At 74.4% G+C, this 25,484-nt stretch carries 20 protein-coding genes and 1 pseudogene; 11 read left to right on the top strand and 10 right to left on the bottom strand.

Annotated features, from left to right (window positions below):
• The first annotated feature begins 20 nt into the window (after positions 1-20).
• The 6 genes from J4557_RS25995 (at position 21) to J4557_RS49875 (ending at position 6,719) form a co-directional block, all read left to right on the top strand.
• Positions 21-1,118, top strand: a complete 1,098-nt coding sequence (locus J4557_RS25995) for a DoxX family protein (RefSeq protein ID WP_208269356.1) — start codon at positions 21-23, stop codon at positions 1,116-1,118.
• A 204-nt stretch (positions 1,119-1,322) separates the two neighbouring features.
• The gene (locus tag J4557_RS25990) at positions 1,323-1,916 is read left to right on the top strand and encodes a sigma-70 family RNA polymerase sigma factor (protein ID WP_243776369.1); all 594 of its coding nucleotides are present in this window, start codon (positions 1,323-1,325) and stop codon (positions 1,914-1,916) included.
• Positions 1,913-2,617 carry an anti-sigma factor family protein gene (locus J4557_RS49880; protein ID WP_243776368.1) on the top strand — a complete coding sequence of 235 codons (705 nt, stop codon included), beginning with the start codon at positions 1,913-1,915 and terminating at the stop codon, positions 2,615-2,617. Before J4557_RS25990 ends, J4557_RS49880 begins: the two co-directional genes overlap by 4 nt.
• A gap of 53 nt (positions 2,618-2,670) precedes the next feature.
• Positions 2,671-3,987, top strand: a complete 1,317-nt coding sequence (aroA, locus tag J4557_RS25980) for a 3-phosphoshikimate 1-carboxyvinyltransferase (protein WP_208269355.1) — start codon at positions 2,671-2,673, stop codon at positions 3,985-3,987.
• Positions 3,988-4,063: 76 nt separating this feature from the next.
• Positions 4,064-5,029 carry a ribosome small subunit-dependent GTPase A gene (gene rsgA, locus J4557_RS25975; RefSeq protein WP_307800212.1) on the top strand — a complete coding sequence of 322 codons (966 nt, stop codon included), beginning with the start codon at positions 4,064-4,066 and terminating at the stop codon, positions 5,027-5,029.
• 67 nt (positions 5,030-5,096) lie between these two features.
• Entirely contained in the window at positions 5,097-6,719 is a 1,623-nt protein-coding gene (locus J4557_RS49875) for a serine/threonine-protein kinase (protein ID WP_243776367.1), read from the top strand.
• Positions 6,720-6,777: 58 nt separating this feature from the next.
• On the opposite strand, the gene J4557_RS25965 is transcribed toward J4557_RS49875, so the two are convergent.
• The gene (locus tag J4557_RS25965) at positions 6,778-7,641 is read right to left on the bottom strand and encodes a hypothetical protein (RefSeq protein WP_208269354.1); all 864 of its coding nucleotides are present in this window, start codon (positions 7,639-7,641) and stop codon (positions 6,778-6,780) included.
• A 126-nt stretch (positions 7,642-7,767) separates the two neighbouring features.
• On the opposite strand from J4557_RS25965, the gene hisN reads away from it, so the two are divergent.
• The 3 genes from hisN to lhgD all read left to right on the top strand — a co-directional run bounded on the left by hisN (position 7,768) and on the right by lhgD (position 10,159).
• Positions 7,768-8,571: a histidinol-phosphatase gene (gene hisN / locus J4557_RS25960; protein ID WP_208269353.1), complete on the top strand. Its 804-nt coding sequence runs from the start codon at positions 7,768-7,770 to the stop codon at positions 8,569-8,571.
• A 156-nt stretch (positions 8,572-8,727) separates the two neighbouring features.
• The gene (locus J4557_RS25955; protein WP_151541353.1) at positions 8,728-8,919 is read left to right on the top strand and encodes a tail-anchor membrane protein; all 192 of its coding nucleotides are present in this window, start codon (positions 8,728-8,730) and stop codon (positions 8,917-8,919) included.
• A 61-nt stretch (positions 8,920-8,980) separates the two neighbouring features.
• Positions 8,981-10,159: an L-2-hydroxyglutarate dehydrogenase gene (gene lhgD / locus J4557_RS25950; RefSeq protein ID WP_208269497.1), complete on the top strand. Its 1,179-nt coding sequence runs from the start codon at positions 8,981-8,983 to the stop codon at positions 10,157-10,159.
• Here the strand turns inward: lhgD and J4557_RS25945 are convergent.
• Both J4557_RS25945 and J4557_RS25940 read right to left on the bottom strand, forming a co-directional pair.
• Positions 10,156-11,628 (bottom strand): carboxylesterase/lipase family protein, encoded by a 1,473-nt coding sequence (locus J4557_RS25945; protein ID WP_208269352.1) that lies wholly within the window; start codon positions 11,626-11,628, stop codon positions 10,156-10,158. The two genes, lhgD and J4557_RS25945, sit on opposite strands and share 4 nt — an antisense overlap.
• A 76-nt stretch (positions 11,629-11,704) precedes the next feature.
• Positions 11,705-12,373, bottom strand: a complete 669-nt coding sequence (locus J4557_RS25940) for a TetR/AcrR family transcriptional regulator (RefSeq protein WP_208269351.1) — start codon at positions 12,371-12,373, stop codon at positions 11,705-11,707.
• 104 nt (positions 12,374-12,477) lie between these two features.
• Between J4557_RS25940 and J4557_RS25935 the strand changes: the two genes are divergently transcribed.
• Positions 12,478-13,344 carry an oxygenase MpaB family protein gene (locus tag J4557_RS25935; protein WP_208269350.1) on the top strand — a complete coding sequence of 289 codons (867 nt, stop codon included), beginning with the start codon at positions 12,478-12,480 and terminating at the stop codon, positions 13,342-13,344.
• On the opposite strand, the gene J4557_RS25930 is transcribed toward J4557_RS25935, so the two are convergent.
• The 5 genes from J4557_RS25930 to J4557_RS25910 form a co-directional block, all read right to left on the bottom strand.
• The gene (locus tag J4557_RS25930) at positions 13,314-14,123 is read right to left on the bottom strand and encodes an SDR family oxidoreductase (protein WP_208269349.1); all 810 of its coding nucleotides are present in this window, start codon (positions 14,121-14,123) and stop codon (positions 13,314-13,316) included. The genes J4557_RS25935 and J4557_RS25930 overlap by 31 nt on opposite strands.
• 63 nt (positions 14,124-14,186) lie before the next feature.
• A complete protein-coding gene (locus tag J4557_RS25925) occupies positions 14,187-15,545 on the bottom strand; it encodes a cytochrome P450 (RefSeq protein ID WP_208269348.1) in 1,359 nt (452 codons plus the stop codon).
• Positions 15,546-15,649: 104 nt separating this feature from the next.
• A complete protein-coding gene (locus tag J4557_RS25920; protein WP_243776366.1) occupies positions 15,650-18,637 on the bottom strand; it encodes an AMP-binding protein in 2,988 nt (995 codons plus the stop codon).
• Between the two features lie 199 nt (positions 18,638-18,836).
• Positions 18,837-20,486: an AMP-binding protein gene (locus J4557_RS25915; protein ID WP_208269347.1), complete on the bottom strand. Its 1,650-nt coding sequence runs from the start codon at positions 20,484-20,486 to the stop codon at positions 18,837-18,839.
• A 130-nt stretch (positions 20,487-20,616) separates the two neighbouring features.
• Positions 20,617-20,994 carry a DUF3054 domain-containing protein gene (locus J4557_RS25910; RefSeq protein WP_208269346.1) on the bottom strand — a complete coding sequence of 126 codons (378 nt, stop codon included), beginning with the start codon at positions 20,992-20,994 and terminating at the stop codon, positions 20,617-20,619.
• Positions 20,995-21,123: 129 nt separating this feature from the next.
• On the opposite strand from J4557_RS25910, the pseudogene J4557_RS25905 reads away from it, so the two are divergent.
• Positions 21,124-21,756 (top strand): annotated as a pseudogene (locus J4557_RS25905) (alpha/beta fold hydrolase); the annotation flags it as partial.
• Here the strand turns inward: J4557_RS25905 and J4557_RS25900 are convergent.
• Positions 21,753-23,048 carry an extracellular solute-binding protein gene (locus tag J4557_RS25900; protein ID WP_208269344.1) on the bottom strand — a complete coding sequence of 432 codons (1,296 nt, stop codon included), beginning with the start codon at positions 23,046-23,048 and terminating at the stop codon, positions 21,753-21,755. The pseudogene J4557_RS25905 and the gene J4557_RS25900 overlap by 4 nt on opposite strands.
• A complete protein-coding gene (locus tag J4557_RS25895) occupies positions 23,048-25,135 on the bottom strand; it encodes a substrate-binding domain-containing protein (RefSeq protein ID WP_208269343.1) in 2,088 nt (695 codons plus the stop codon). The genes J4557_RS25900 and J4557_RS25895 overlap by 1 nt, the downstream gene beginning before the upstream one ends.
• Positions 25,136-25,484: the final 349 nt, after the last annotated feature.

Genomic DNA, 25,484 nt, shown 5'->3' with positions numbered 1-25,484 from the left:
TGGCGGGCATGTAGCGGGTCATGCGACCCATCGAGACCCTGGCCCGCCCCCTGGTGGCGGCCCCGTTCATCATGACCGGTCTGGAGGCGGTCCGCGATCCGCGCCCGCGCGCCGAGCAGGTCGGGCCGTCGGTGAAACCGATCGCCGACCGGATCGACTGGATGCCGAAGGACCCCGAGACCCTCGTCCGGATCGAGGGCGCGATCAGCGTCGGGACCGGCGCGCTGCTGGTCATGGGCAAGTTCCGGCGGCTGACGACGCTGCTGCTCGCCGCGCAGATGGTGCCCGCGCTGGCGACCGAGCACCGCTACTGGACCGAGGACGACCCGGACCGCCGCGCCGAGGAGCGCTCCCACCTGCTGAAGAACGCCGCGCTGTTCGGCGCGCTGCTGATCTCGGCGACCGAGCCGCGCCGTCCCCCGCACCTCGCCGAGCTGCGCCGCGCCGCGCGCGAGTCCCAGATCAGGACGGGCGCCGAGGCCAAGGCGATGCGCCGGGAGGCCGCCGTGACGCTGCGGGAGGCCCGCCGCGAGGCGGCCCGGCAGGTCCGGGTGGCCCGCGCCGAGGGCGGCCGGAAGGCAGCCAGGCGGGCGGCGAAGACCGGCGGCGGTGGTGGTGCCGTGCTCGGCGCCAAGCTCGGCAAGGCGTCCGCCAAGGCCGGGAAGGCGTCCGGCAAGGCGTCCGGGATGATGGCGCAGGCCGGCAAGTCCCTCAAGGCGGGCGCGGCGACGCAGGCCGCGAAGGCGGCGAAGGCGGGCCGCGGCGGCGGTGCCGCGTTCGGGATGAGGCTCGGCAGGGCGTCCGGGAGGGCCTCCGGCCGAGGCGGCGCGCTGCTGGGCGGGCTGAAGCTCGGCAAGGCGTCCAAGAAGGGCGGCAGGCTCGGGCTGCTGGGCGGCAAGGCCGTCGGCAGGGCCGGGAAGGCGCAGGGCATGGCGTCCCAGGCCGGCAGGACGGTGAAGGCGCAGACCGCCGCGCAGGCCGCGCGCGCCGCGAAGGCCGGCAAGTCGGTCAAGGCGAGCACCGCGACGCAGGCGGCCAAGGCCGCGAAGGCGGGCCGGACGGTCGGGACCGGCACGGCGGTGCAGGCCGGCAGGGTGCTGCAGGCCGTCAAGCACTGAGCCCGCGCCCCCCGGACGCGCTGAGCCCGGACGCACCGGACCCGGCCGTGCCAGGGCCCGCGCGGGGAGCCGGCCGGGCGCCGGTTTCCCGAAGCGAGCCTTAACGCGGCCTCAAATCCGTTGAACCGCGCGCCGGGTCGCCCGCGTACTGCCTGGTGACCGCCCGCTACCTGGGTCCTTCGACCGACACGGAGACGCCCGGCCATGGCAGCACCCGGATCGACCCGCCGGACCGGCGGCCTGCGGAGCCTGCTCCGCAGGCCGGGTCCGGGCGGCGGACCGCCCCCCGCGCCGGCCGGCGAGGAGCTGGTGGCGGAGCTGTACCGGGAGTACCAGAGGCCGCTGATGTCGTTCGTGCTGCGGCTGACCGGCGGCGACCGGCAGTGGGCGGAGGACGTCGCGCAGGAGACGATGATCCGGGCGTGGCGGAGCGCGGACCGGCTGGACGTCCGCTCGGCCTCGCTGATGCCCTGGCTGGCCACCGTGGCGCGGCGTATCGTGATCGACGACCGTCGGCACCGCGACGTCCGGCCGCCCGAGGTCGGCGACGCCCCCCTGGAGAACCTCCCGATGGCGGACGAGATGGACGCCCTGCTGCGCAAGGTCGTGGTGACCGAGGCGCTGGCCTCGCTGTCGCCCGCGCACCGGCAGGCGCTGACCGAGACGGTCCTGCGCGACCGGACGGTGAACCAGGCGGCCGAGCACCTCGGGATCCCGGTGGGGACGGTGAAGTCCCGGGTGTACTACGCGCTCCGCGCGCTGCGCGTCGCCTTGGAGGAGAGGGGGGTGACCTCGTGAGTTCCCAGGTCGAGCACACCGATGTCGGCGCCTACGCGCTCGGGCTCCTCGAAGCCGGCGATCGGCGGGCCTTCGAGGAGCATCTGCGGGGCTGCGGCCTCTGCCAGGCCGAGTTGCGGGAGATGGGCGCGGTGGCCGAGGCGCTCTCCGGGATCGATCCGGCGGAGGCCGAACCCCCGGGAGAACCCGCGAGGCCGCCCGCGCCGGTGATCGACATGGTCCGGCGCCGGCAGGCGCGGGACCGGCGGACGCGGCGCGCCGCGTACGCGGCGGGCGCGGCGGCGGCAGCGGCGCTGGTGGCGATCGGGGTGGGCGTCGGGACGACGCTGGGCGGCGATGACGGAGCGAAGCCGCGGCCGCAGCCGCAACCCCAGGCGATCGTCGGCGAGCGGCACCAGGCGACGGACGCGCGGTCCGGCGCGTCCGGCACCGTGGGCCTGGTGGACAAGAAGTGGGGCACGCAGGTGACGTTCGAGCTGACCCACGTGAAGGGCCCGCTGAGGTGCCGTCTCGAGGCGGTGTCGGCGTCGGGGGCGCGGTCGGTCGTCGGCGGCTGGCGCGTTCCCGAGCCCGGCTACGGCGTCCCCGGGTCGCCGAAGCCGCTCGCGATGCAGGGCGCGACCGCGCTGTCGCGCACCGAGATCAGCCGCTTCCAGGTCGTGGTGGACGGCGGCGGGACGCTGCTGACCATCCCGCTCTGACCCGCCGGGAAACCGTTCGCACCGCCCCCTCGGCCGCCCGATAACCTTGGGTCATGCCCTCTCCGCACTGGAACGCCCCGGTCGCCGGCGGCCCGGTCGACGCCACGGTCCGGCTGCCCGGCTCCAAGTCGATGACGAACCGGGCGCTGATCCTCGCGGCGCTCGCCGAGGACCCGGTGTGCATCACCCGGCCGCTGCACAGCCGCGACACCGAGCTCATGGCGGACGCGCTGCGCGCGCTGGGCGCGAGCATCGGGGAGGATTCGAAGGCGGTTGCCGAGGGGTCTGGGGAATCGTCCCCCCAGGCGGACGCCGACTGGCAGACCGTCCCGCAGGAGCTGCGCGGGCCGGCGCGGGTGGATACCGGGCTCGCCGGGACGGTGATGCGGTTCGTCCCGCCCGTCGCGGCGCTCGCCGCGGGCGACGTCTCCATCGACGGCGACCCCTACGCCCGCAAGCGGCCGATGGGCCCGATCATCACCGCGCTGCGCGCGCTCGGCGTCGCCATCGACGACGGCGGGCGCGGCGCGCTGCCCTTCACCGTGCACGGGACCGGCGCGGTCGACGGAGGGCCGGTCACGATCGACGCGTCCGGGTCGTCGCAGCTGGTGTCCGGGCTGCTGCTGGCCGCGCCGCGGTTCGGCAAGGGCGTGGAGGTCCGGCACGAGGGGCCGCCGGTGCCGTCCGCGCCGCACCTGGCGATGACCGTCCGGATGCTCCGCGACCGCGGCGTGACGGTCGAGACGGACACCGACGTCTGGCGGGTCGCGCCGGGCCCCGTCCGCGGCGGCGAGTGGGTGATCGAGCCCGACCTGTCGAACGCCGCCCAGTTCCTCGCCGCCGCGCTCGTCACCGGCGGGCGCGTGACCGTGCCGGACTGGCCGTCGGACACCACCCAGCCCGGTGACGCGCTGCGCGATCTCCTCGCCCGGATGGGCGCGGAGGTGACGCCCGGCCCCGGCGGCCTGACCGTCCGCGGGACCGGCGGGTTCGGCGGGCTGGAGGCCGACCTCCACGACGTCGGCGAGCTGACCCCGGTGCTGGCGGCGCTCGCCGCGCTGGCCGACGGCCCGTCCCGGCTGACCGGGATCGCGCACCTGCGCGGCCACGAGACCGACCGGCTGGCGGCGCTCGTGACGGAGATCAACGGGCTCGGCGGGGACGTCCGGGAGCTGCCGGACGGCCTGGAGATCCGGCCGCGCCCGCTGCACGGCGGCGTCTTCAGCACCTACGACGACCACCGGATGGTGATGGCGGCGGCGGTGCTGGGGCTGGCCGTCCCGGGCGTCGAGGTGGAGAATCCCGCCACGGTGGGCAAGACACTTCCAGGCTTCACGGAGCTGTGGGGGTCGATGCTGGCGTCCGCGTGAGAGCGGCGCCGGCCGAAGAACGGAGACCGGACCACTGGCACGACGAGTACAGGACTACGACGAGGACGACGTCCGGGTGCGGCCCGGGCGCCGCGGGTCGCGGCCGCGCACCCGCCGCCGCCCGGCGCACGAGGACGCCTCCACCGGGTTCGTGACGGCGGTGGACCGCGGCCGGTACCGCTGCCTGGTGGACGCCGGGACGAGCGGCGAGCGGCCCGTCACCGCGATGCGCGCCCGCGAGCTCGGCCGCAAGGGCGTGGTGGTCGGCGACCGGGTCGCGCTGGTCGGGGACGTGTCCGGCGCGCCGGACACCCTCGCCCGGATCGTCCGGGTGGAGCCGCGGGCGTCGTCGCTGCGCCGCACCGCCGACGACAGCGACCCGTTCGAGCGGATCATCGTCGCGAACGCCGACCAGCTGGTGATCGTGACGGCGCTGGCCGACCCGGAGCCGCGGCCCCGGATGATCGACCGGCAGCTCGTCGCCGGCTACGACGCCGGGATGGACCCGCTGCTCTGCCTCACCAAGGCCGACCTCGCCGACCCCGACGGCCTCGTCGCCGAGTACGCGCCGCTCGGCGTCCCGTACGTGGTGACGCGGCGCGGCGGCGACCTGGACGACCTGCGCGGGCACCTGTCCGGCCGCACGAGCGTGCTCGTCGGGCACTCGGGCGTCGGCAAGTCGACGCTGGTCAACGCGCTGGTCCCGGACGCGGAGCGGGCCGTCAGCCAGGTGAACGCGGTGACCGGGCGGGGACGGCACACGTCCTCGTCGGCGATCGCGCTGGAGCTGCCCGGCGGCGACGGCTGGATCATCGACACCCCGGGGGTGCGCAGCTTCGGGCTGGCGCACGTCGAACCGGAGAACGTGATCAACGCCTTCGAGGACCTGGCGGAGGGCGCGGCGGAGCGCTGCCCGCCGCTCTGCGACCACCTGCAGGAGTCCTGCGGCCTGGACGGATGGGTCGAGGACGGGCACGCCAGCCGGGCCCGGCTGGACTCGCTGCGCCGGCTGCTCGCCAGCCGGGAGGGCGAGCCGGAGTAGCCGAGGGCCCGCGGACCGGGCGGGAACGGCGCCTCACTCCGGGTGGTACGTCGGTATCGTCGCCTGCATGCCGCGCACGATCGACGAGGGCCGCTACGAGCTCCTGGAGGAGCTCGGCCGGGGCGGGATGGGCGTGGTCTGGCGCGCCCGCGACACGGTGCTGCGCCGCGAGGTGGCGATCAAGGAGGTGTCCCCGCCGCGCGGCCTGGACCGGACGCAGGCCGAGCACGTGTACGCGCGGACGATGCGGGAGGCGCGGTCGGCGGCGCAGCTCGACCATCCCGGCATCGTCACGGTCCACGACGTCGTCAGGGAGGACGGCCGTCCCTGGATCGTGATGCGGCTGGTGCGGGCGCCCGCCCTGGACGCGGTGATCAGGCGGGAGGGCCCGCTCGCCCCGGACCGGGTGGCGCGGATCGGGCTGGACCTGCTGAGCGCGCTCCGGGCGGCGCACGCCGAGGGCGTGGTGCACCGGGACGTCAAGCCGGCGAACGTCCTGCTCACCGGCGAGCGGGCGGTGCTCACCGACTTCGGCGTCGCCACCATCGCCGGCGACGACACGCTCACGCAGACCGGCGCGATCGTCGGCTCCCCCGCCTACCTGTCGCCCGAGCAGGCGCGCCGCGAGGACGCCACCGCGGTGTCCGACCTGTGGTCGCTGGGCGCCACGCTGTACGCGGCGGTCGAGGGCCGCCGCCCGTACGAGCGCCCCGACATCTACGCCCTGATGGGGGCGCTGCTCCGGGAGGACCCGGACCCGCCGCGCCGCGCCGGGCCGCTGGAACCGGTCCTGCACGGACTGCTGCGCCGCGACCCGCACGACCGCCTCGGCTACGACGAGGCCGAGCGGCTGCTGCGCGCGGCCGCGGCGGCGCCCGCTCCCGGCCCGCATCCCTCAGGCCCGGCTCCGCCAGGCCCGAATCCGCCCGGCCCGCTGCCGAACCCGGAGCCGCGAGGGCTCAACGCCACCCTGGGCCAGGGCGGCGAAGGGACGCGGCCGCCCGGACCGCCGCCCGGCCCCGTGCCGCCGTCCCCCGGTCCGCACCCGGGCACGCCGCCGCTTCCCGAGCCGCCGGCGCCCGGGTCCGGGCGGCGGCGGTGGGAGCTGATCGTCCCGGCCGGGATCTTCGCGGTCGCGCTGGTCGCGGCGGCCGTGGTGTTCGCGGTCTTCGTCGACGGCGGCGGGGGGAACGGCGGGCCGCACGGCACGCAGAGCGCCCGTCCGTCACCGAGCGCGGGCTCCGGCATCCCGCCGGGCTACCACCGGTACGAGGGGTCGGCGTTCGTAGCGGCCGTGCCCGACGGCTGGACGGCCGACGGGTCCGGCGACGACGTCACCTTCAGCGCGCCGGACAAGGGCGCGACACGCGGCGTGGCCGTGGCGCGGGTGAAGCCCGGCCCCTTCGACACCGACGACCCCGGGGACGCGCTCGCGGCGGCGATGAAGGACTCCGGTTACACCGACTACAAGCAGGTGTACTTCCACCGGAAGGTGCCGTACCAGGGCCAGGACGCGGCGGAGACCGAGTTCACGTTCACCAAGAACGGCACGGCCGGCCGGGCGCGGGTGCGCGTCTTCCGGTTCGACGGCGCGCTCTACCAGGTGATCCTGGCCGCCGACCAGGCCCACTGGGACGCGACCGTCCCGGTGTACGAGACGTTCCTCGCGACCTTCCGCTCCTCCGGCTGAACCGGCGCATGCGGGGCCGGGCCGGCCGGCCGCGCGGCGCGGCCGGCGGGCCCGGGGGTCACGTGGCCGGCCGGTCCTCAGCGGGGTCGCCGAACAGGGCGCGGGCCCGCGCCTCCGCCTCGTTCAGGGCCCGGACGTGCTCGGGCGCCAGCTCCTCCACGCACCGCGTCATCTCCTCGGTGACGTGGCTGAACGCGCTCTCCTCGGCGGCGCGCAGCGCGGCCCGCACGCTCGCGGACCGGGCACCGAGCGCGGCCCACTCCAGTTCCAGCCGCGCGACGGCCTCGTCGAACGCGCGGGCCGTCCCGGCGCCGGCGTCCTTCAGCTCCTCGGGGATCGGGCCGCGCCCGGCCTTGCGGGCCCGCGCGGACAGGCCGGAGACGCGGTTGGCGAGTTCCAGGCCCTCGCGGGCCAGCGGCAGCACCTCGGTGATCAGGTCGGTGACGGCCCTCGCCAGCTCCTCCACCCGGGTGAGCAGGGTCTGTGTCGCCTCCTCCAGCGCGCCGGACGTCCGCGCGGCGACCCGTTCGGCCACGTCCCGCCGGCTGCGGGACAGCACGGGGACGACGTCGCGGTCGAGGCGGCGGCGCAACTCCTCCTCGCGGGCGTCGCGCCCGTCGGCCGCGGCGCGCTCCGCCCAGTCCGCCCAGAGCCGTTCGAGGCGCTCGTCGCCGGACGCGGCGATCTCCGCGGTGATCTCCTCCAGCGCCTCGCCGGCCCGGGCCTTCAGCCGCTCGACCCGCCCGTACAGGGCCTCCCGTTTGAACGGGTCGTTCAGCTCGTTCAGCTGCGCCTGCAGCCTGCGGGAGACGTCGATGGCGTGCTCGGCCAGGGGGACGAGGCGGTCGGCGAGCTCGTCGAGCGTCCGCGCGCGGCGCGGATCGGTCAGCTCGGCGACCCACCCGGGTAGGTCGTGGGCCATGCGCCCATGCTGCCAGGTGCCCGCGCGCGGCACCGGTCCGCCGCGCCTCGGGGGCGGGCCGAAAAGCCGTCACGGCCCGGGGTGAGTGTGTCGGTGCGGGCCGTGATCGCGGTAGCGTGGCACGCCGTGGCGGGCTATTCCGATGACCTGCGTCTCGCGCACGTGCTGGCGGACGGGGCCGACGACATCACGACCAGGCGTTTCCGCGCCCTCGACCTGAGCGTCGAGACCAAGCCGGACCTGACGCCGGTCAGCGACGCCGACCGCAGCGTGGAGGAGCAGATCCGCGGCACGCTGAAGCGGGCCCGGCCGAGGGACGCGGTGCTCGGCGAGGAGTACGGCCGGACCGGGTACGGCAACCGGTGCTGGATCATCGACCCGATCGACGCCACGAAGAACTTCGTGCGCGGCGTCCCGGTGTGGGCGACGCTCATCGCGCTGATGGAGAACGACGAGATCGTGGTCGGGGTCGTGTCGGCGCCGTCGCTGAACCGGCGCTGGTGGGCGGCGCGCGGCGGCGGCTCCTGGACGGGCCGCAGCCTGACCCGCGCGACCCGGATGAACGTGTCGGCCGTGACGGAGCTGTCCGACGCGTCGCTGTCGTTCTCCAGCCTGAGCGGCTGGGAGGAGCAGGGCCGCCTCCCCCAGTTCCTCGACCTGACGCGGCAGGTGTGGCGGACGCGGGCGTTCGGGGACTTCTGGTCGCACATGATGGTGGCGGAGGGCGCGGTGGACATCTCCACCGAGCCGGAGGTGTCGCTGTGGGACCTCGCCGCCCTCCAGGTGATCGTGGAGGAGGCGGGCGGGATGTTCACCGACCTGTCGGGGGTGCCGGGCCCGGACGGCGGCAGCGTGGTGTGCACCAACGGCCGGCTGCACGCCGAGGTGCTGCGCACGCTGGGCGGCGGGCAGCTGTCCCTCCGGGTCTGACGTCCGGACGGGTCGCACGGCCGGCTGACGGCCGGGCCTGGCCGAGGGCCGGGCGGAAACGGCGGCTGGCCTCCGGGCGGACTCGCGACATATCGTGGAACAGCGGTCGCGGGACGGCCGTTGTAACAGATGGCGGCCCGTAAACGGAGGTACCAGATGTCGACCAAGACCAAGGTAGTGATCGGTGGAGTCGTCGTCGGCTTCCTGACCCTGTTCGTGTTCCCGTGGTGGCTGAGCGCGCTGATCATCCTGGGCGTCCTCGGGGCGCCGCTCGCCGGCTACCTGATGCTCGACCCGTCGCAGCGCAAGCGCGTCCGCGCGCAGGGCCGCAAGCGGCTGGGCAGCTGATCCCGCCCGGCCCCGCACGCCCTGGCGTCCGCCACGCCGTAGCATTCGCCCCGTGGCGGAGATGCGGATCGGTGTCGTCGGGGCCGGGATCCTGGGACTGGCCGTCGCGCGGCGGCTGACCGCGACGCGGCCCGGCGCGCACGTGACGGTCCTGGACAAGGAGGCCCGCGTCGCGGCCCATCAGACGGGCCACAACAGCGGCGTCGCCCACGCGGGCCTCTACTACGCGCCGGGGTCGCTCAAGGCGGCCCTGTGCCGCCGCGGCATCGGGCTGCTGAAGGAGTACTGCGCGGAGAAGGGCCTGCCGTACGAGGAGTGCGGCAAGGTCGTCGTGGCGCGGGACGCGGCGGAACTGGGCCCGCTGGAGGAGATCGAGCGCCGCGCCACCGCCAACGGCGTCCCCGGGCTGAGGCGCCTGACGGGCGCCGAACTGCGCGAGATCGAGCCGCACGCCGCCGGCGTCGCGGCACTGCACTCGCCCACCACCGCCATCGTCGACTTCCCGGCGGTGGCGCGCGCGTTCGCGGACGACGTCACCGCCGGCGGCGGCGAGGTCCGGCTGGGCTTCGAGGTGGTCCGGCTTGGCCGGGCGGGCGACCGCGTCCGGGTGGGCTCGGCCGGCGAGGAGCTGGTGTTCGACCTGCTGATCGTGTGCGCCGGCCTCCAGTCGGACCGGGTGGCCCGGCTGGCGGGCGACTCCGCGGAGCCCGCGATCGTCCCGTTCCGGGGCGAGTACTACCGGCTCGTCCCGTCCCGGACGGGCCTGGTGCGCGGGCTGATCTACCCTGTGCCGGACCCCCGGTACCCGTTCCTCGGCGTCCACTTCACCCGCCGCGTGGACGGCGGCGTCGACGTCGGCCCCAACGCCGTCCTGGCGCTGGCGCGGGAGGGCTACCGGCGCCGCGACGTCCGGCCCGCCGACCTGTGGGAGACGCTGCGCTTCCCCGGCTTCCGGCATCTCGCGCGGCGGCACTGGCGGACCGGGGCCAAGGAGCTGTACGGATCGGCGGTCAAGCGGGCGTTCGTCGCGCAGGCGCGCGGGTTCGTCCCCGAGCTGACCGCGGACGACGTCGTCGCCGCCCCCGCGGGCGTCCGCGCCCAGGCGGTGGACCCGGACGGCTCGCTGGTGGACGACTTCCGCATCGGCCGCGTCGGCCCGGTGGTGACCGTCCGCAACGCCCCCTCCCCCGCCGCGACGTCGTCCCTGGCGATCGCCGAGCACATCACCGCCCGCCTCTAGGCCCAGAGTTTCCGGTCGTCGCCGCGGGGGTCGTGGACGATCTCGTCGGCCGGGTGGCCGAAGAGCTTCACCGCGCGTCCGGACGGCTCGAACCGGTCCCAGCCGGGGTCGCCGCCGGAGGCGAACGCGACCCAGGCGCGGTGCATCCGGTCGGCCAGCTCCTGCGGCGGGTTCGGGCCCGCGAGGCCGTCGGGCTCGGCGGTGAGGTTGTCGAAGACGAAGCCGAGTTCGAGGGCGTGGCAGGCGCCGAGGTCGTGGTTCGGGGACCGCCAGCCGAACTCGTACATCCAGGTGCCGCCGGTGCCGCCGGACGCGGCGTGCCGCTCGGCGAGCCGGTTCGCGGGGATCCGGAACAGGCTGTCGGTGATGATCGTCGCCATCAGCTCGCCGGACGGGACGCCGGGGTGCCGGTCCCGGTAGGCGGCCGCGACCCCCGGCGGCACGCCCATCCCGGCGGCCGCGGCGAACACCAGGTCGTCGGTGAGGGCGGCGGCGATCCCGGTCGGCATCAGGAACAGCCGGAACTCCTCGGAGGTGTAGCCGGTGAGCAGGTCCACGTCGCGCCCGGCGCCGGCGCCGACCGCGTCCTCGGGCCGCCGGGACAGCAACTCGCCGTCCAGCACGGGGGTGAGGGACATGCCGCCGGCGGCGGTGGTGGCGCCCCAGCGGCCGGGGTCGGGCACCGCGGTGACCTCGGCGGCGACGGCGGACTGGACGGGCAGGATCGCGGCCGGGTCGAGCGCGGCGAACCCCTCGGCGGTCGGTTCGACGCCGAGCCGCGCGGCCATCTCCTTGGTGACGAGCAGGGCGTCCGCCGGGTCCTGCGCGATGGAGCCGGCGCCGCTCTGCGCGATCGCGCGGTGGAACAGGCCGAGGTCGAGGGAGAGCAGGGTGCTGACGCTCATCGCGCCCGCGGACTCGCCGAACACCGTGACGCGGGCCGGATCGCCGCCGAACCCGGCGATGTTGTCGCGGACCCATTCCAGCGCGAAGATCTGGTCGAGCAGCCCGCGGTTGGCCGGGGCGCCGGGAAGGTGCGCGAAGCCCTCGACGCCGAGCCGGTAGTTGATGCTGACGCAGACGACGCCGTCGCGGGCGAAGTTGCGGCCGTCGTAGACGTCGACGGCGCCGGACCCGTTGCGGAACGCCCCGCCGTGGATCCACACCATGACCGGCAGCCCGGAACCGCCGGGCTCAGGCGTCCAGACGTTCAGGTTGAGGCAGTCGTCGCCCGGGATGACCGGGTCGGGCAGCAGCCGGTCGTAGGGGCGCGGGTAGCCGGGCTTGGGCACGGTGGGCCCGAACTCGGTGGCGTCGCGGACGCCGTCCCAGGGCTCGTGCGGCCGCGGCGCCTTGAACCGGTTCTCGCCGAACGGCGGCGCCGCGTAGGGGATGCCGAGGAAGGCGGTGACGCCGTCCCGGGTGGTGCCGCGAACCTCGCCGTACGCCGTCCGAACGACCGCCGCCATGGCCCGCCTCCGATTCTAGAACGAAATTCGACAAATCAGAGGGTACGGGACGGCCGCCCCGGGCGGAATGGGCGATTCAGCCGGCGCTCTCCCCCGGCCGCAGCATGCGGGTCAGGTAGCCGCGGGCGAACGCGCGGATGTCGTCCTCGTCGTCCAGCGCGAGCCCGCCGCCGGGCACCAGCAGCAGCGACACCGCGACCCGCAGCAGCACCTCGGCGACGGCGTTGTGCTCGTCGGCGCGGTCCGGGCGGGCGCGCCGCAGCCGGTCGGCGAGGACGTCGCGGGCGGCGATCATGACCGCGCCGCCGTTCATGCTGAGCTGCGGGAGGAACGCCTCCGGCTCGCTCTGCAGGACCCGCGTCATCAGCGGGTGCGTGCGGGCACTCCGCAACCCGGCCACGAAGCCCTCGACCACCGCGTCCTCGGGGGACGCCAGGCCCTCGGTGGCGCGAGCGATGCCGGTCAGGAAGCGGCGGCACTCGCGCAGGATCACCGCCTGGAGCAGCTGCTCCTTGTTGGTGAACCGCCGGTAGATGGTGGTGCGCGCGACGCCGGCCCGCTTCGCGACGTCCTCGACGCTGACCCTGCGCAGCCCGTAGGTCTCGAACTCGCCGAGCGCGGCGTCCAGGATCCGGGCGTCCAGGTCGTCGCCGTCGGCGGCGGGATCGGACAGCCGGGCGAGCAGCCCGCCGTCGCCGCGCTCAGACGGCCGGGCACCGGTCAGCGAGGTCGCGTCCGTGGTCATGGACGCACCTTAACCGCCCTCGGGGCCCCTTCCGTGACATTCTGCGCGACACAGCTACAATTACTGTCGTTCTGTTCCATCCTCGTTCCCCCTCGGCGGTGTCCATGCCCGACCCAGCGCCCACCCCTCTCGGCCCCGGCTCGCTGACCTGGCGGTACTTCGGCGACACCCGGATGCTGCTGGTCGGCCCGCGCGCCGCGGTGCTGCAGAACATGCTTCCGGCGCTCGGCCAGGGCGTCCTGGACCACTCGGTGTTCTTCTCCGAGACGTTCGCGCGGCTGAAGCGCTCCGCCGGGCCGATCCTCGACACCGTCTACGGCGGCGACCGGTCCTCCGAGACGGGACGCCGGGTCCGCGACTACCACGTCGGCATCAAGGGGACGATGCCCGACGGATCCCGCTACCACGCGCTCGACCCCGAGACCTACTACTGGGCGCACGCCACCTTCCTCGACAACATGCTCTACGGCATCGAGACGTTCGTCCGGCCCCTCGGCGAGGACGAGAAGCGCCGCATCTACGACGAGTCCAAGACCTGGTTCCGGATGTACGGGGTCAGCGACCGGGCCATGCCGGACGACTGGGAGGCGTTCCAGGCGTACTGGAAGCGGATGCTCGACGAGGAGATCGTCGCCCACAAGACCGCCCGGTACGGCGTCGGCTACGCCACCAAGGGCCTGCCCGCCCCGCCGAAGGTGCCGAAGCCGGTGTGGCGGGCGGTGTCGCCGCCGCTGAACGCGGTCGCCCGGTTCATCACGGTCGGCGGCCTGCATCCCCGGATGCGCGAGCTGCTGGAGCTGCCCTGGAGCGCGGCCGACGAGCGCCGGTACCGCCGGTTCGCCGCGGCCGTCCGCGCCGGCAACCGGCTCTGGCCGCTGCTCCCCGAGGCCGTCCGGTACCTCCCCCAGGCCCGCCGGGCGTTCCGCCGCGCCCGCCGCCGTCAGGAGGCGGAGCGGATCCTCGCGTCGTAGCCCTTTCTCGCTTCCGGGTCGTAGTCGAGGAAGAGCGTGTCGAGCCCGTAGCGGCGGGAGACGGCCTGCCTCAGGCGGTCCGGCAGGAGGGCGCCGAACCTGATCCGGCGGCCCAGCGCCTTCGGGACGACGACCTGCGGGCACGGGCGGGCGACCAGCCCGGCGACGGCGGCGGCGATCTCCTCCGGCTCGCAGTTGCGCATCCCCTTCGGGCTGCGCGTCCCCGCGATCAGGTCGGTGTTGGTGAACGTCGGCAGCACCGCGCTGACGTGCACGCCCCTGCCCTGGACCTCCAGCCGCGCCGCCTCGGTGAACGCCACGACCGCGGACTTGCTGGCGTTGTAGAGCGCGAGGCCCGGCGTCGGCAGCACCCCGGCGACGGACGCCACGTTGATCACGTGGCCGCGCCCGCGCGGCAGCATCCGGCCCAGCGCCAGCTTCGTGCCGAGCATGACGCCGTGCACGTTGACGTCCAGGCAGCGGCGGGCGTCGGCGTCGCTCTCGCCGGTGACGGGCCCGATCGGCATGATCCCGGCGTTGTTCACCAGCACGTCCAGCGGCCCGGCCGCGTCCTCCGCGTTCGCCAGGAACGCCTCGAACGACTCGCGCGCCGTCACGTCCAGCGGGAACGCGGCGACGCCCAGCGACTCGCCCGCCTCCTTCACGGCGGCCTCGTCGACGTCGCCGATCACGACGGCGGCGCCCCGGGCCCTGAGCGCGCGGGCGGTCGCCAGCCCGATGCCGCGCGCCGCGCCGGTGATCGCGATGACCTTGCTCATTGCGGACGCTCCTTTCGAGGGGGGACGACCCCCCACGCCCCCCGGTTCGCTTCGCTCATTCGTTCAGAGGCGGTCGAGCCGGACGGGCAGGCCGTCCTTCGGGGACGGCAGCGACGTGGTGTCCAGCGGCCATTCGTACCGCGCGGGCACGCTCCACCGGTACCGCTGGAGCAGCTGGTGAAGGATCGTCTTCACCTGCATCCCCGCGAAGTACATGCCGATGCACTTGTGGGCGCCGCCGCCGAACGGGGACCACGCGTACTTGTGCGCCTTGTCCTCGCGGCGCTCGGGCGAGAACCGCTCGGGGTCGAACGTGTCGGGGTCCTTCCACCACTGGGCCATGTGGTGGTTGCTCAGCATCGGGACGACGACGGTCGTACCGGCGGGGATGTGGTAGCCGAGGATCGAGGTGTCCTTGACGACCCGGCGCGGCAGCGCGGGGACGGGCGGGACCATCCGCAGCGACTCCTTCATCACCATGTCGATGCCGGTCAGCTCGTCGAGGTCCGCGTACTCCAGCGACGGCCGGCCGAGCCGCCCGGCGAGCGCGAACGTCTCGTCGCGCAGCCGCTCCTGCCATTCGGGGTACTTGGCGAGGTAGTACGCCATCGTGGTGAGCGTGATGGTGGTCGTGTCGTGCGCCGCCATCAGCGCGAAGATCATGTGGTTGACGACGTCCTCGTCGGTGAAGCGCTGCCCGTCGTCGGTCTCCGCCTCGCACAGCGCCGCGAACAGGTCGTCGCCGCCGTCCCGGCGCTTGGCGGGCAGGTGCTGGTAGAAGAACGCCTCCAGCTCCCTGCGGGCCCGCAGGCCCTTGCTCCAGCGCAGGCCGGGGACGTTGAACCGGACGTAGGCCGTGCCGGCGCGGACGGCGTCGATGAACGCGCCGTTGACCCGGTCGGCCTCGGCGCGGTCCAGCTCGACGCCCATGAAGACGTCCGTGGCGAGGTCGAGGGTGAGCTGCTTGACGTGGTCGTAGACCTTGAAGCCGGACCGGGCGTCCCACGCCTCGACGCCCCGGACGATGCCGGGCGCCATCGCCTCCATGTACGCCTGCAGCCGGGGCCGGGTGAACGCCTGCTGCATGATCCGGCGGTGGTGCAGGTGCTCCTCGAAGTCCAGGAGCATGATGCCGCGGTGGAAGAACGGCCCGATGAAATAGCTCCAGGCGGGGCCGTTCGCGAACGCCTTGTCCCGGTTGACCAGGACGGCCTCGGCGGCCTCCGGCCCCTGGACGGTGCAGGTCCGCATGCCGAGCAGCCAGCCCCACGCGATCGGGCCGTACTCCTCGTAGCGGCGCCGGGCCATCCCGATGGGGTCGCGCATCACGCTGAGGGTGTTGCCGACGTACGGGATTCCGGGGACGCCGGGGACCGCCTTGAGTCCGCTGCCCTCGGGCGGCGGCGCGAGCACGCTCGTCATGAACCCTCCGGACGCGCCGCCCGGCCGGGGACCGGGGCGGCGTGCAACAAAAGTGCGATTTCTGTCGCTTTGTTGTAACGCAACGGACGCCCGTAAGTCCAGACTTACGGAACGTGAGTTACGCCGCCGGACGCGGGCGCGCGCAGCAGCCGACGCCGCGCCGCCTCCGTGAGCGGCCGGTACGCGCCCGCCCGGTCCCGGTAGTACGTCCGCCCGTCCGCGGCCGGGACGCCCTCCGCGCGCAGCGGCGCCGTCCGCAGCCGCCGCCCCGCCGTGACGGGCACCTCGTCCACCACCCGGACGATCGACGGCCGCATCCCCGGCTCGACCCGCAGCAGCGCCTCCGACAGGTCCACCGGCTTCAGCTCGGCGCCGTCCGCGGCGGAACCGCCCCCCGCGCCCTTCTCGCTCCGCTTGGGCTCGCGCAGGCTCACCGCCGCGGCGGCGAGCTCGGTGTCGCCGACCGGGATGCCGTAGACCGCGACGACGTCGATGTACGGCAGGTCGCCGAGCGCGTCGCGGATCGGCCCCGGCGGGACGATCCCCTCCGCCGTGCGAATCAGCTCAGCGTCCCGCCCGACCAGCCAGAAGTCGCCGTCGGCGTCGCGCCGGAACAGGTCCCCGGTGATCGTCCACGCGTCCTCGGGACGGAACACCCCGCGCACCGGCCGCGCCGCCGACCCCAGCGCCGACGGCCGGACCCGCGCGAGCAGCATGCCGATCTCGCCGGGCTCGCACTCGATCCCGAGGCCGTCCGGCCCCTGGACGAGGCGCCCGCTCTCCAGGTCGTAGCGGGCCGGCCGCACCTCGGCGCTGCCGGGCAGCGGGCGGCCGAGCGAGCCGGGCTTCTTGCCGCTCAGGTTGACCAGGACCGCCTCGCCCTCCGTCGAGGCGTAGAACTCCAGCACCCGCGCGGGCGCGAACCGGTCCTCGACCCGCCGCCACAGGTTGCGCGGCATCCCCGACCCGATGAACAGCCGCACCGCGTGGTACCGCTCGGCCGGGTCGGGCGGCGCGTTCACCAGGTCGCGCAGCAGCGTCCAGGTGTAGGACGCGACGGTCACGCCGTAGCGGCGCGCCTCGTCCCAGAACGTCTCCGGGTCGTAGCCGCCGGCGAGCGCGAGCCGCGCACCGCCCGCGACGGCGCCGCCGAGGCTCATCAGCAGCGCGGACGGGTGCTGCAGCGGCGTGATGCTGTAGACGGTGTCGGCCGGGGACAGCGCGGCGGACGAGGCCGTGCCGAACGCCGACAGCGCCCACCGCCGGTTGGTGATCCGGTTCGCGCGCAGGTGCTCGCCGTCCCCGCTGAAGATCACGAACGCGAGGTCGCCGGCCCGTCCCGGGTTCGGCCGGTACCAGCGCGGCGGCTCCACCGCGTCCGGGTCGATCAGCTCCATGTCGGGCAGCGGGCCGCGCCCGCCCGGCCGGTCGCCGCGTCCGGCGCCGCCGAGCACGTGGCCCTCGACCCCGTCGAGGCGGGCGGCCCGCGCCGCGTGCTCGGGGTCGGCGATCACCCGGGTGACCCCGCTCAGCCGGGCCTCCGCCGCCGGGTCGCCGTCCGGGCGCAGCAGCACCGCGACGGCGCCGAGCCGGCTCAGCGCGGCGACCAGCGCCAGCGCCGTCGGCCGCGTCCCCATCAGCACGCCCACCGCGTCCCCGTGCCGGACGCCGATGTGGATCAGCCCCCGCACGATCGCGTCGATGCGCCGCTTGGCGGCGTCGTGGGTGTGCGCGCGGCCCTGGTAGAGGAAGAACACCTCGCCGGGCATGCGCCGGGCCTGCTCGTCCAGGAGCAGGCCCATCGACATCCGCGTGTCGGAGTGGATCCGCTCCAGCCGGGCCAGCCGCGGCAGGTTCTGCGCGGCCTCCCCGCCCAGCTGCCGCGTCCCCTGGACGGCCCGCGCCGCCGTCCGGAACGCCGAGCGCGCCGCGCTGGTCCCGATGCCCATCGCCAGCTGGAGGCCGTAGCCCGCGGCCCCGCCGGGAAGGGACGCCGGCGGCGCCTCCTCGTCCCCGGTCACCGGCGCGACGATCTCCGGCGGCTCCCCGTCGCCCTCGCGCCACCGCACCCACGCCGCGACCGACGGCCACGTCCGGGAGATCGCGAGGCTGCCCACCACGAGCCCGAAGTGCCCGGCCCGCAGGCACGCCTCGTACACCTGGGCGCGCGGCGCGGCCCGCCGGATCCCGCGCACCATCGGCGGCGCCGCGATCTCGTCGACCTCGCCGACGAACGTCAGCACCGGGCAGGTGATGTCGGCCAGCGTGACGAGGCGGTCGCCGATCACGAACCCGCCCGTCAGCATCCGGTTGTGCTGGATGAACTGCCGGATGAACTCCGCGAGCGCCGGGCCGGGCCACGACACCCAGCCCTCCCGCTCCAGGAACCGGCGCTGCCGCTCGCGCGGCGCGAGCCGCTCCCGGTCGTGCAGCTGCATGAGGAACTCGGCCCGCGACCGCACCGACTTCACCGGGCTGAGCAGCTGGAATCCCAGCCGCGTCACCCAGCCCGGCACCGCGAACCCGCCGAGCATCCAGTCCGGGATCCGCTCGGCGCCCTCCGTCGCGATCCAGCTCGGCAGCCCGAACGGCAGCCCGACGCTGGTGTCGGACGGGCTGCCGAACGTCACGATCGACGCCACGCCCTCGCTGCGCCGGTACGCCGCCGCCTGGTAGACGAACATGCCGCCCTGCGAGTACCCGGCGAGGTGGACGTCCCGGCCGGTGATCGCGCGGACCCGGTCGATCGCGTCGCTGACCGCCACCACGTGGTCGGTGACGGTCCGCTCCAGCCCGCCGGGCTCGCGCTCGGGCGCGCCGAAGTCGACCACCCACGGGTCCACGCCGAGATCCCGGAGCACCCCCACCGCGCTGACCCGCGAGGAGATGTCGTACACCTCGGCGGTGATCATCAGCGGCGGGACGAGCAGCATCACCGGCCCGTCCGCCGCCCGCGGGAAGTAGTGCCGCAGCCGGTACACCCGCTGCTCGGTCACCACCTCGAACGGGGAGGCGTCCTCCTCGGTGTCGAGGCCGCCGAAACGGGCGACCTCGAGGGCGTTCTGGGCGGTGGAACCCAGGCGGGAGCCCAATTCAACGAGCGAAGCGAGCCGGGGGGCGCGGGGGGTCGTCCCCCCTCGAACGGCACGAAAAAGCGTCGTGGCAACAGACGGCATCGTCGACCTCTCAGAGCGTCAACCCATGTTGTCCGTTATCACCGGCTTTAGCAATTGGACGCCCCGTTCGGAGGACGACCTCGCGGCGCCGCCCTTCCCGGCCGGCCGCGCGGGCTCAGTCCACGACGCGGGCGCCGTCCATCCTGCCGTCCTTGAGCCGCTCCCACATGTACCGGCGGCGGGGCTTGCCGCTGGAGGTGCGCTGGATCAGCCCGGTGCCGACCACGATCGTCACCTCGACGTCCTCGCCGACCCGGCGGCGCAGCGTCTCGCGCACCTCGGGCACCCACGCGTCGTCCAGCGTCTCGGCGAACAGCGCGAGGCCCTTCTGCCCGGCGCCCGGCACCCCGACGACCACGATGCGGCCCTTGCCGAGCCCGGACACCTCGGCGATCTTGGATTCGAGGTCCTCCACGTAGACGGACCGGCCGCGCACCTTGATGCTGTCGCCCATCCGCCCCAGCACGAACAGCTGGCCCTCGTGGAAGAAGCCCGCGTCGCCCGTGTAGACCTCGCCGTCGATGAACCGCGTCGACTTGGCCTCGGCGCCCGCGAAGTAGCCCGGGCACGCCGAGGCGCCGCCCACGACGATCTCGCCGAGCACGTCCTCCGGCATCGCCCGGCCCTCGTCGTCGACGATCCGGACGGGCACGTCCTCCTCGGGCGTCCCGCAGCCGACGATCCAGCCCGCCTTCGCGCCGACCGACCGCCGCCCGAGCGAGTGCTGCTCCAGGATCCGCACGGGCTTCCCGAACGACAGGGACTCCCGGTCGGGCCGGACGGCCAGCGGGTCGCGCAGCTCCTTGTCCATCGTGACGAGCAGCGTCGTCTCCGCCATCCCGTACGCCGGGCGGAACGCCGTCCGCGAGAAGCCGAACGGCTCCAGCAGCTGGGCGAACACCTCGAGCGAGTGCGGGTCGATGGGCTCCGCGCCGATCAGCGCCATCTTCCAGCCGGACAGGTCCAGGCCCTCCAGCTGCTCCGGCTTCACCCGCCGCGCGCAGTAGGCGTACGCGAACGGCGGCGCCGCCGTGTGCTGGGCCTCGGCGAAGCAGCGGATCCAGCGTGCGGGGTCGCGGATGAAGTGGTCAGGGCGCATCAGCCGCAGCATCCCCTGCCGGGCGATCGGCGTGAGGAAGCAGCCGATCAGCCCCATGTCGTGGTAGAGCGGCAGCCACGACGCGACGACGTCGTCGTCCTCGAAACCCGCCGACCGGGCGATCAGCTCGCTGTTGGCCTCCAGGTTGTCCCAGGTCACCATGACGCCGCGCGGCGCGCCGCTGGACCCCGAGGTGAACTGCAGCAGCGCCAGCTCCCCGGCGGGCTGCACCTCGGCCTCGGCCGCCGCCTGCCGCGGCAGCCAGGGCTCGCCGGGAAGGCCGGCCTGCGCCATCGCCCGTCCCGCGTAGTCCGCCAGGTCCGTGGACGCGGCCACCAGCACCGGCTTCGCCTGCCGCAGGATCGCGGCCACGTGCGCGACGTAGTCGTCGCCGTCCTGGAACAGGGGCGGGGTGATCAGGCAGACCGTGGCGCCCGCGGCCCACACGCCGAAGTAGGTCTCGATGCAGGTGAAGTCCGTGGGCAGGATCAGGCAGACCACGTCGCCCGGGCGGACGCCCTCCTCGATCAGCGCTCCGGCCGTGCGGCGCGCGGCGGAGGCCAGCTCACCGTAGCCGCGGAAGTCCCAGCCGCCGTCGTCGGCCGCCAGGTGGACGCCGCGTCCGGTGTTCGGCTTGTCCAGCCAGTCCCGCAGCGCTGATGCCATCGTGTCCCCTTCGACATGCTTGCTCGGTCACCCACGTGACTCGCGGGTAACTTCACCAGCACCGCGCGCCCGGCGTCAACCGGCCCGACCGGCAAACAGACCGCCCGGTCATTTGGAGAGATCCAACAACTCAGACACGCTCGGGTTTGTCACCCCGGAGCGCCACCGCACCCCGCGCGACGCCCCGCCATCCGAGCAGCACCAGCCCCAGGAACACGAGCGCGACCAGCACGAACGTGAACGCGATCCCCTGCCCCGAGACCACCCGCAGCACCATCCCCACCGCGACCGTCGACAGCCAGACCCCGATCCCCACCGGCACCACCGCGTCGGGCCGCCGCCGCCACGCCCGCAGCACGGCCCACCCGGCCGCGAGGCCCGCCAGGAACGGCCAGGCGGTGTTCAGGAACCCCGTCACACTGGCCGCCTCGTCATGCGAGCTGCGCCCGATCGCCACGAACACGAGCACGCAGCAGACATCGAGCGCACCCGCCACCACTTTCCGCATACGCCCAGGTTATGTCCGCCTCCCCGCAGCCCTGAGACGCCCCCGCCAGATCGTCCTACGATGTATCGCAGCCGAGGAGAGGACCGGCCATGACGTACGTCCTGGTGCACGGAGCCTGGCACAGCCCCCTGGTACTGGGGGGAGGTGACGCCTCGCCTGGACGCCCCGGCCGTCGCGGTCGACCTGCCCAGCTGCGGCCCCGCCCACGGCGACATGCACGACGACGCCCGCGCGATCAGGGAGGTCCTGGACGCCCACACCGGCGTCACCCTCGTCGCCCACTCCTACGGCGGCATCCCCGCGACCGAAGCCGCCGCCGGCCACCCCGCCGTGCGCCACCTCGTCTACGTCGCCGCCTACAACGCCGACGAGGGCGAGACCCTCATGGGCTTCGGCGCCCGGGCCGGCGACGAGCCCAACGTCAACCCGGAGATCGACTGCGACGTCACGGAGGACGGCCTGCTCGCCTTCAAGCCCGACCGCGCCGAGCACGTCCTCTTCCACGACTGCCCCGACCCCCGAGAGGCCGCGCGCCACCTCCGCCCCATGGCCCCGCCCTTCACGCAGCAGTCACCGAACGCCGTCGCCTGGAAGGCGATCCCCTCCACCTACGTCGTCTGCACGCAGGACCGCGCGACCGCCGTGGGCGTCCAGCGAACGCTGAGCACCCGCGCCGCCCACGCACGCGAACTCCCCTCCAGCCACTCCGCGTTCCTCTCCCACCCGGCCCGCCTGGCGGAGATCATCAACAACGCGCGCTAGCAGCTGCTGTGCTCGCCCTTCAGCGCGGCGGTGAGCACCTTCGCGAGCGTCGCGGCGCTCGGCTCCCGGGCCCGCGGGGGAACGGCGTGGGCGTCGAGCACCTGCTCCACGCAGCCGCGGAAGGACTCGCTGAACTGCGCGTAGTACGGCGTGACGGGGCGGGGCCGCGCCTGGAACAGCGCCGTCTTGAGCGTGCCGGCGAACTGCGCGAAACGGTCGGCCGGTGGCAGCTCGCCCGAACTGTACTTCTCGTCGCCGCACGGGTTCCTGTCGTCGAACACCGAGCTCCGCGTCGGTGTGAACCCGCCGCACACGAACAGGGTGTGCTGCGAGTCCCTGCGGGTCAGGAAACGGATCAGCTCGCCCGCCTCGGCCTGGTGCCTGGAGCGCGCGGACACCGCGAGGTCCCAGCCGCCGAGCACCGTGTAGCCCCGGGACGGCAGGGGCCGGACGTCGAAGCCGTTCCCGACGCGCGGGTCGGCGGTGAGCGCCCTGAAGGCGTACGGCCAGTTGCGCATGAGCGTCGCCTGCCCCGAGGCGAACGCCTTGAGGGAGCCGTCCTCCATGGAGTCCCGGGACGCGGCCAGGGCGGGCCCGCCCTGCGCGAGGTGGTCGAGGCCGGTCAGGACGACCTGGGCGGTCCGCACGTCCACCTTGTCGACGGCGTCGCTGAGGACCAGCTCCCCCGTGGAGTTCCAGATGGCCTCCAGCGCGTTCGCGGTGAGCCCCTCGTAGTCCGCCAGCTGCGTCGCGTACCCGTCCTTGAGCAGCTCGTCGAAGGAGCCGGGGGGCTTCGTGCCCTTCCGCACGTACAGCAGGCCGGCGTCGGTGAACCACGGCACCGCGTACTGCTCGCCCTTCCACTGGCCCGTCCTCATGGTCGACGGGAGGAAGTCGGACGGGCCGTCCATCCAGGCGTTCCGCACCGGCGCCAGGAAGCCCCGCCGCGCGTACTCCGGCAGCCACGCCACGTCGACGAGCAGCACGTCGTAGGCGCAGCTCCCCGACTCCAGGGCCGCGGCGATCTGGCTGCGCGTGGTGTCCGTCGACCGCGCCACCTCGATCAGGGTCGCCGGCTCGTTCGGGTGCAGGCCGTTCCACTTCTCGACGAGGGCGCGGCGCTGGAAGTCCGGGCTGACGTCGACGTCCGCGGCGATCGTCAGGCCGCGGTGCTCGCCGCAGCCGTGGAACAGCGGGTGGTACGCCAGCGACCACCGGATCCCCTGCAGCAGCACCAGCGTCACGGCGAACGCCACGACGGACGCGACGATGCGCCTGCGCGGCGCGGCCATCAGCCGTCGCTCCGGTAGATCCGGGCCATCACGAGACTCGTGAGCGCGTCGACGGTGTCCCCGGACATGCACGAGTCCGGGCCGAAGGCGGCGGCGATCGAGGCGACGGGTTCGGCGCGGCAGTCCGACGAGGCGGTGAGCGCGATCAGCAGGTCCATGTCGGGGTAGTCCTTCTTGAGCCGCCGGGCGAGCGCGGCGGCCTGGCCGCCGGCGCCGGGGTTGGTGGACGCGGCCTGCCCGTCGGTCACCACCACCAGCGTCTGCCGGCCGAGCGGCAGGTGCGCGGCGGCCTGGTCGACGGCCGACGTGAGCGGCAGGTCCCAGCCGTTCGTGGTGGCCCGCTGGACGGCGGTCTCCACGTCGGAACGGTCCGACTCGCCGCCCGCGGCGGCGGCCAGCCCGCCGTTCGGCATCCGGTACCCGAGAGGTGCCCTCGGCGGGCGCGAGAACAGGAACAGCGACGTCGGGGCGCTCGGCCGGACGCCGTCCATGATGCGCAGCGCCAGCGCCTGCGCGAACCCGAGGCGCGGGTCGCTCTGGGGCCCCGACGGGTTCGCCATGGAGCCGGAGACGTCGAGCATCACGCTCAGCGGAAGCGGCGGCCGGGCGCCGTGGTAGCAGCCCAGCAGCTCCTCCAGCGACCCGGTGCAGTCTTGGCCGCCGGCCGGTGGACGGGGCGGCACGCTCTCGGGAACGGGATGGCCTCCGTTCCGAAGATCCCGCACCGCGTGGTCGTCACCGGTCAGCGCGCCCGCCGGGGTTCGGAGCCCTTCCCGCGTCAGCGCGTCCTGCTGGAGCCACGTGCGGAAGTCCGCCACCGCCCGGTCGCGCCGGCCGGTGTCCTGGCCTTGCCAGCGGACGTGCACGAAGGGGTAGTCGAGAACCGGAAGGTCATCGGCGTAGTAGGGGAAGAGCCGCCACTGCTGGGGCGGCGCCCCGCTGGGGCATCCGGTGCCTCCCAGCGCGTCGCCGTGGTCGTATCTGGCGAGGACGCTCTCCGGCACGATGACGGCCATGCCGTCGGGCGGGGCCGGAGCGCCCTTCCGCAGCTCGCAGAGCATCGAGACCGCGTCACCGGCGGGCGCCTCGGTCTGGGCGAGGGCCTCCTCCACCTTCGCCGGATCGCCGCGGGAATCCGGCATGGCCTGGTACAGCAGCGGGGTCGCCAGCAGCCCGGACGAGGAGGCGTCCGGGGAGGGACGAGCGAGGGAGCGGACCAGCCCGTCCTTGTAGAACGCGTCCAGCAGCGGCGCCAGCTTCCGCTTCCCGCCGTCGGCGACCAGGCCCGGCTGGTCCGACCTGGAGAAGACGCCGACGACCAGAGGCGACGAGGCGACGGATCCCTGCAGGTCGAGGTCGGCTCGCGCCAGCACGGGGCTCACCTTCCCCGAGCACGTGCTCAGCCCTTCGAGGTAGTCCCGCACGCCCCGCGCGACGATCGAGCCGGCGGGTATCCAGACGTCCGGCTGCGCGCCGAGCAGCGTCGCCCGCGCGGGCCGCGACGAGCAGTCGTCGTCGTTCAGGCCGGTGCCGGGGCTCGTCCAGCCGTGCGAGAAGCCCTTCTCGACCTGCTCGGCCGGCGCGTCCCCGGTGACGTCGACGGTGACCGCCCGGCAGCCGCCGCCGGACCTGTCCGCCATGTACCGGCGCGCCGCCGCGGTGAGCGGCCCGACGTTCTCGGCGTCCGTGACGACCCGCAGGTCGATGGGTTCGCCGCAGGCCCCGCCGGACGTGGCCGCCGACCACAGCGGCGGCACGAACATGATCCCCAGGATGACGACGGCGGCCGCCGCGATCCCCGCCGCCCCGAGCCGCACGAGCCCCCACGCCCACCGCGCGACCTCGACGGCGCGCCCGATGGCGGCCTTCACTCTCGGCCAGATCCCCGGCGCGCCCCCGGAGGAGGTGGCGACGGCGACGATCACGATCCCGAGCACCACGATGCCGAGGATGACGAGCGCCTGCCCCCACCACGGCATTCTCAGAAGCGGCCCCTCATAGAGCGTGAGAAGGGTCAGCAGAAGCCCGCAGACGGCGGTGAATTCCTGGACCCTCGCGTCCCGCCGACCAGAGGGATCCTCCGACATCCCACTCCCATCGGATGAGCAAGAATGCAAATCCCCCCGCACGCACCGCCCAGTCTAGGCAGGCCACCCCGCACCGACCGCAACGTATCCGTAACGGTTGATCACCGGACGAACCCCCGAAAATACGGACACCAAAAACCCCGCAATTACCGAACCCCGAAAACAGCACAAGCCAGAGGACCGAGGAACAGGGCGCGGAGCAAAAACCCGCGCCAGCATGCAAGGGCGAAGCCCGAGGGGGGCAAGGGGCGAAGCCCCAAAAAGCGCGCGCAGCGCGCGCCGGGGGCGTGGGGGCGGAGCCCCCACACCGGGGGGCTCGGGGGGTCGCCCCCCCGAAAACGGCGAAGGG

Origin of the sequence: Actinomadura nitritigenes (assembly GCF_017573545.1) — a bacterium.
In the GTDB taxonomy this organism is placed as follows: domain Bacteria; phylum Actinomycetota; class Actinomycetes; order Streptosporangiales; family Streptosporangiaceae; genus Spirillospora; species Spirillospora nitritigenes.
The sequence above is the reverse complement of the archived record's forward strand: the minus strand, read 5'-3'. Positions and strand labels throughout refer to the sequence as shown.

Bases quoted from the DNA above. Each gene is read 5' to 3' on its own strand.
- J4557_RS25995 (WP_208269356.1), top strand. From the start codon at position 21: ATGCGACCCATCGAGACCCTGGCCCGCCCCCTGGTGGCGGCCCCGTTC.
- J4557_RS25990 (WP_243776369.1), top strand. From the start codon at position 1,323: ATGGCAGCACCCGGATCGACCCGCCGGACCGGCGGCCTGCGGAGCCTG.
- aroA (WP_208269355.1), top strand. From the start codon at position 2,671: ATGCCCTCTCCGCACTGGAACGCCCCGGTCGCCGGCGGCCCGGTCGAC.
- J4557_RS49875 (WP_243776367.1), top strand. From the start codon at position 5,097: ATGCCGCGCACGATCGACGAGGGCCGCTACGAGCTCCTGGAGGAGCTC.
- J4557_RS25965 (WP_208269354.1), bottom strand. From the start codon at position 7,641: ATGGCCCACGACCTACCCGGGTGGGTCGCCGAGCTGACCGATCCGCGC.
- J4557_RS25955 (WP_151541353.1), top strand. From the start codon at position 8,728: ATGTCGACCAAGACCAAGGTAGTGATCGGTGGAGTCGTCGTCGGCTTC.
- lhgD (WP_208269497.1), top strand. From the start codon at position 8,981: ATGCGGATCGGTGTCGTCGGGGCCGGGATCCTGGGACTGGCCGTCGCG.
- J4557_RS25945 (WP_208269352.1), bottom strand. From the start codon at position 11,628: ATGGCGGCGGTCGTTCGGACGGCGTACGGCGAGGTTCGCGGCACCACC.
- J4557_RS25940 (WP_208269351.1), bottom strand. From the start codon at position 12,373: ATGACCACGGACGCGACCTCGCTGACCGGTGCCCGGCCGTCTGAGCGC.
- J4557_RS25935 (WP_208269350.1), top strand. From the start codon at position 12,478: ATGCCCGACCCAGCGCCCACCCCTCTCGGCCCCGGCTCGCTGACCTGG.
- J4557_RS25930 (WP_208269349.1), bottom strand. From the start codon at position 14,123: ATGAGCAAGGTCATCGCGATCACCGGCGCGGCGCGCGGCATCGGGCTG.
- J4557_RS25925 (WP_208269348.1), bottom strand. From the start codon at position 15,545: ATGACGAGCGTGCTCGCGCCGCCGCCCGAGGGCAGCGGACTCAAGGCG.
- J4557_RS25915 (WP_208269347.1), bottom strand. From the start codon at position 20,486: ATGGCATCAGCGCTGCGGGACTGGCTGGACAAGCCGAACACCGGACGC.
- J4557_RS25910 (WP_208269346.1), bottom strand. From the start codon at position 20,994: ATGCGGAAAGTGGTGGCGGGTGCGCTCGATGTCTGCTGCGTGCTCGTG.
- J4557_RS25900 (WP_208269344.1), bottom strand. From the start codon at position 23,048: ATGGCCGCGCCGCGCAGGCGCATCGTCGCGTCCGTCGTGGCGTTCGCC.
- J4557_RS25895 (WP_208269343.1), bottom strand. From the start codon at position 25,135: ATGTCGGAGGATCCCTCTGGTCGGCGGGACGCGAGGGTCCAGGAATTC.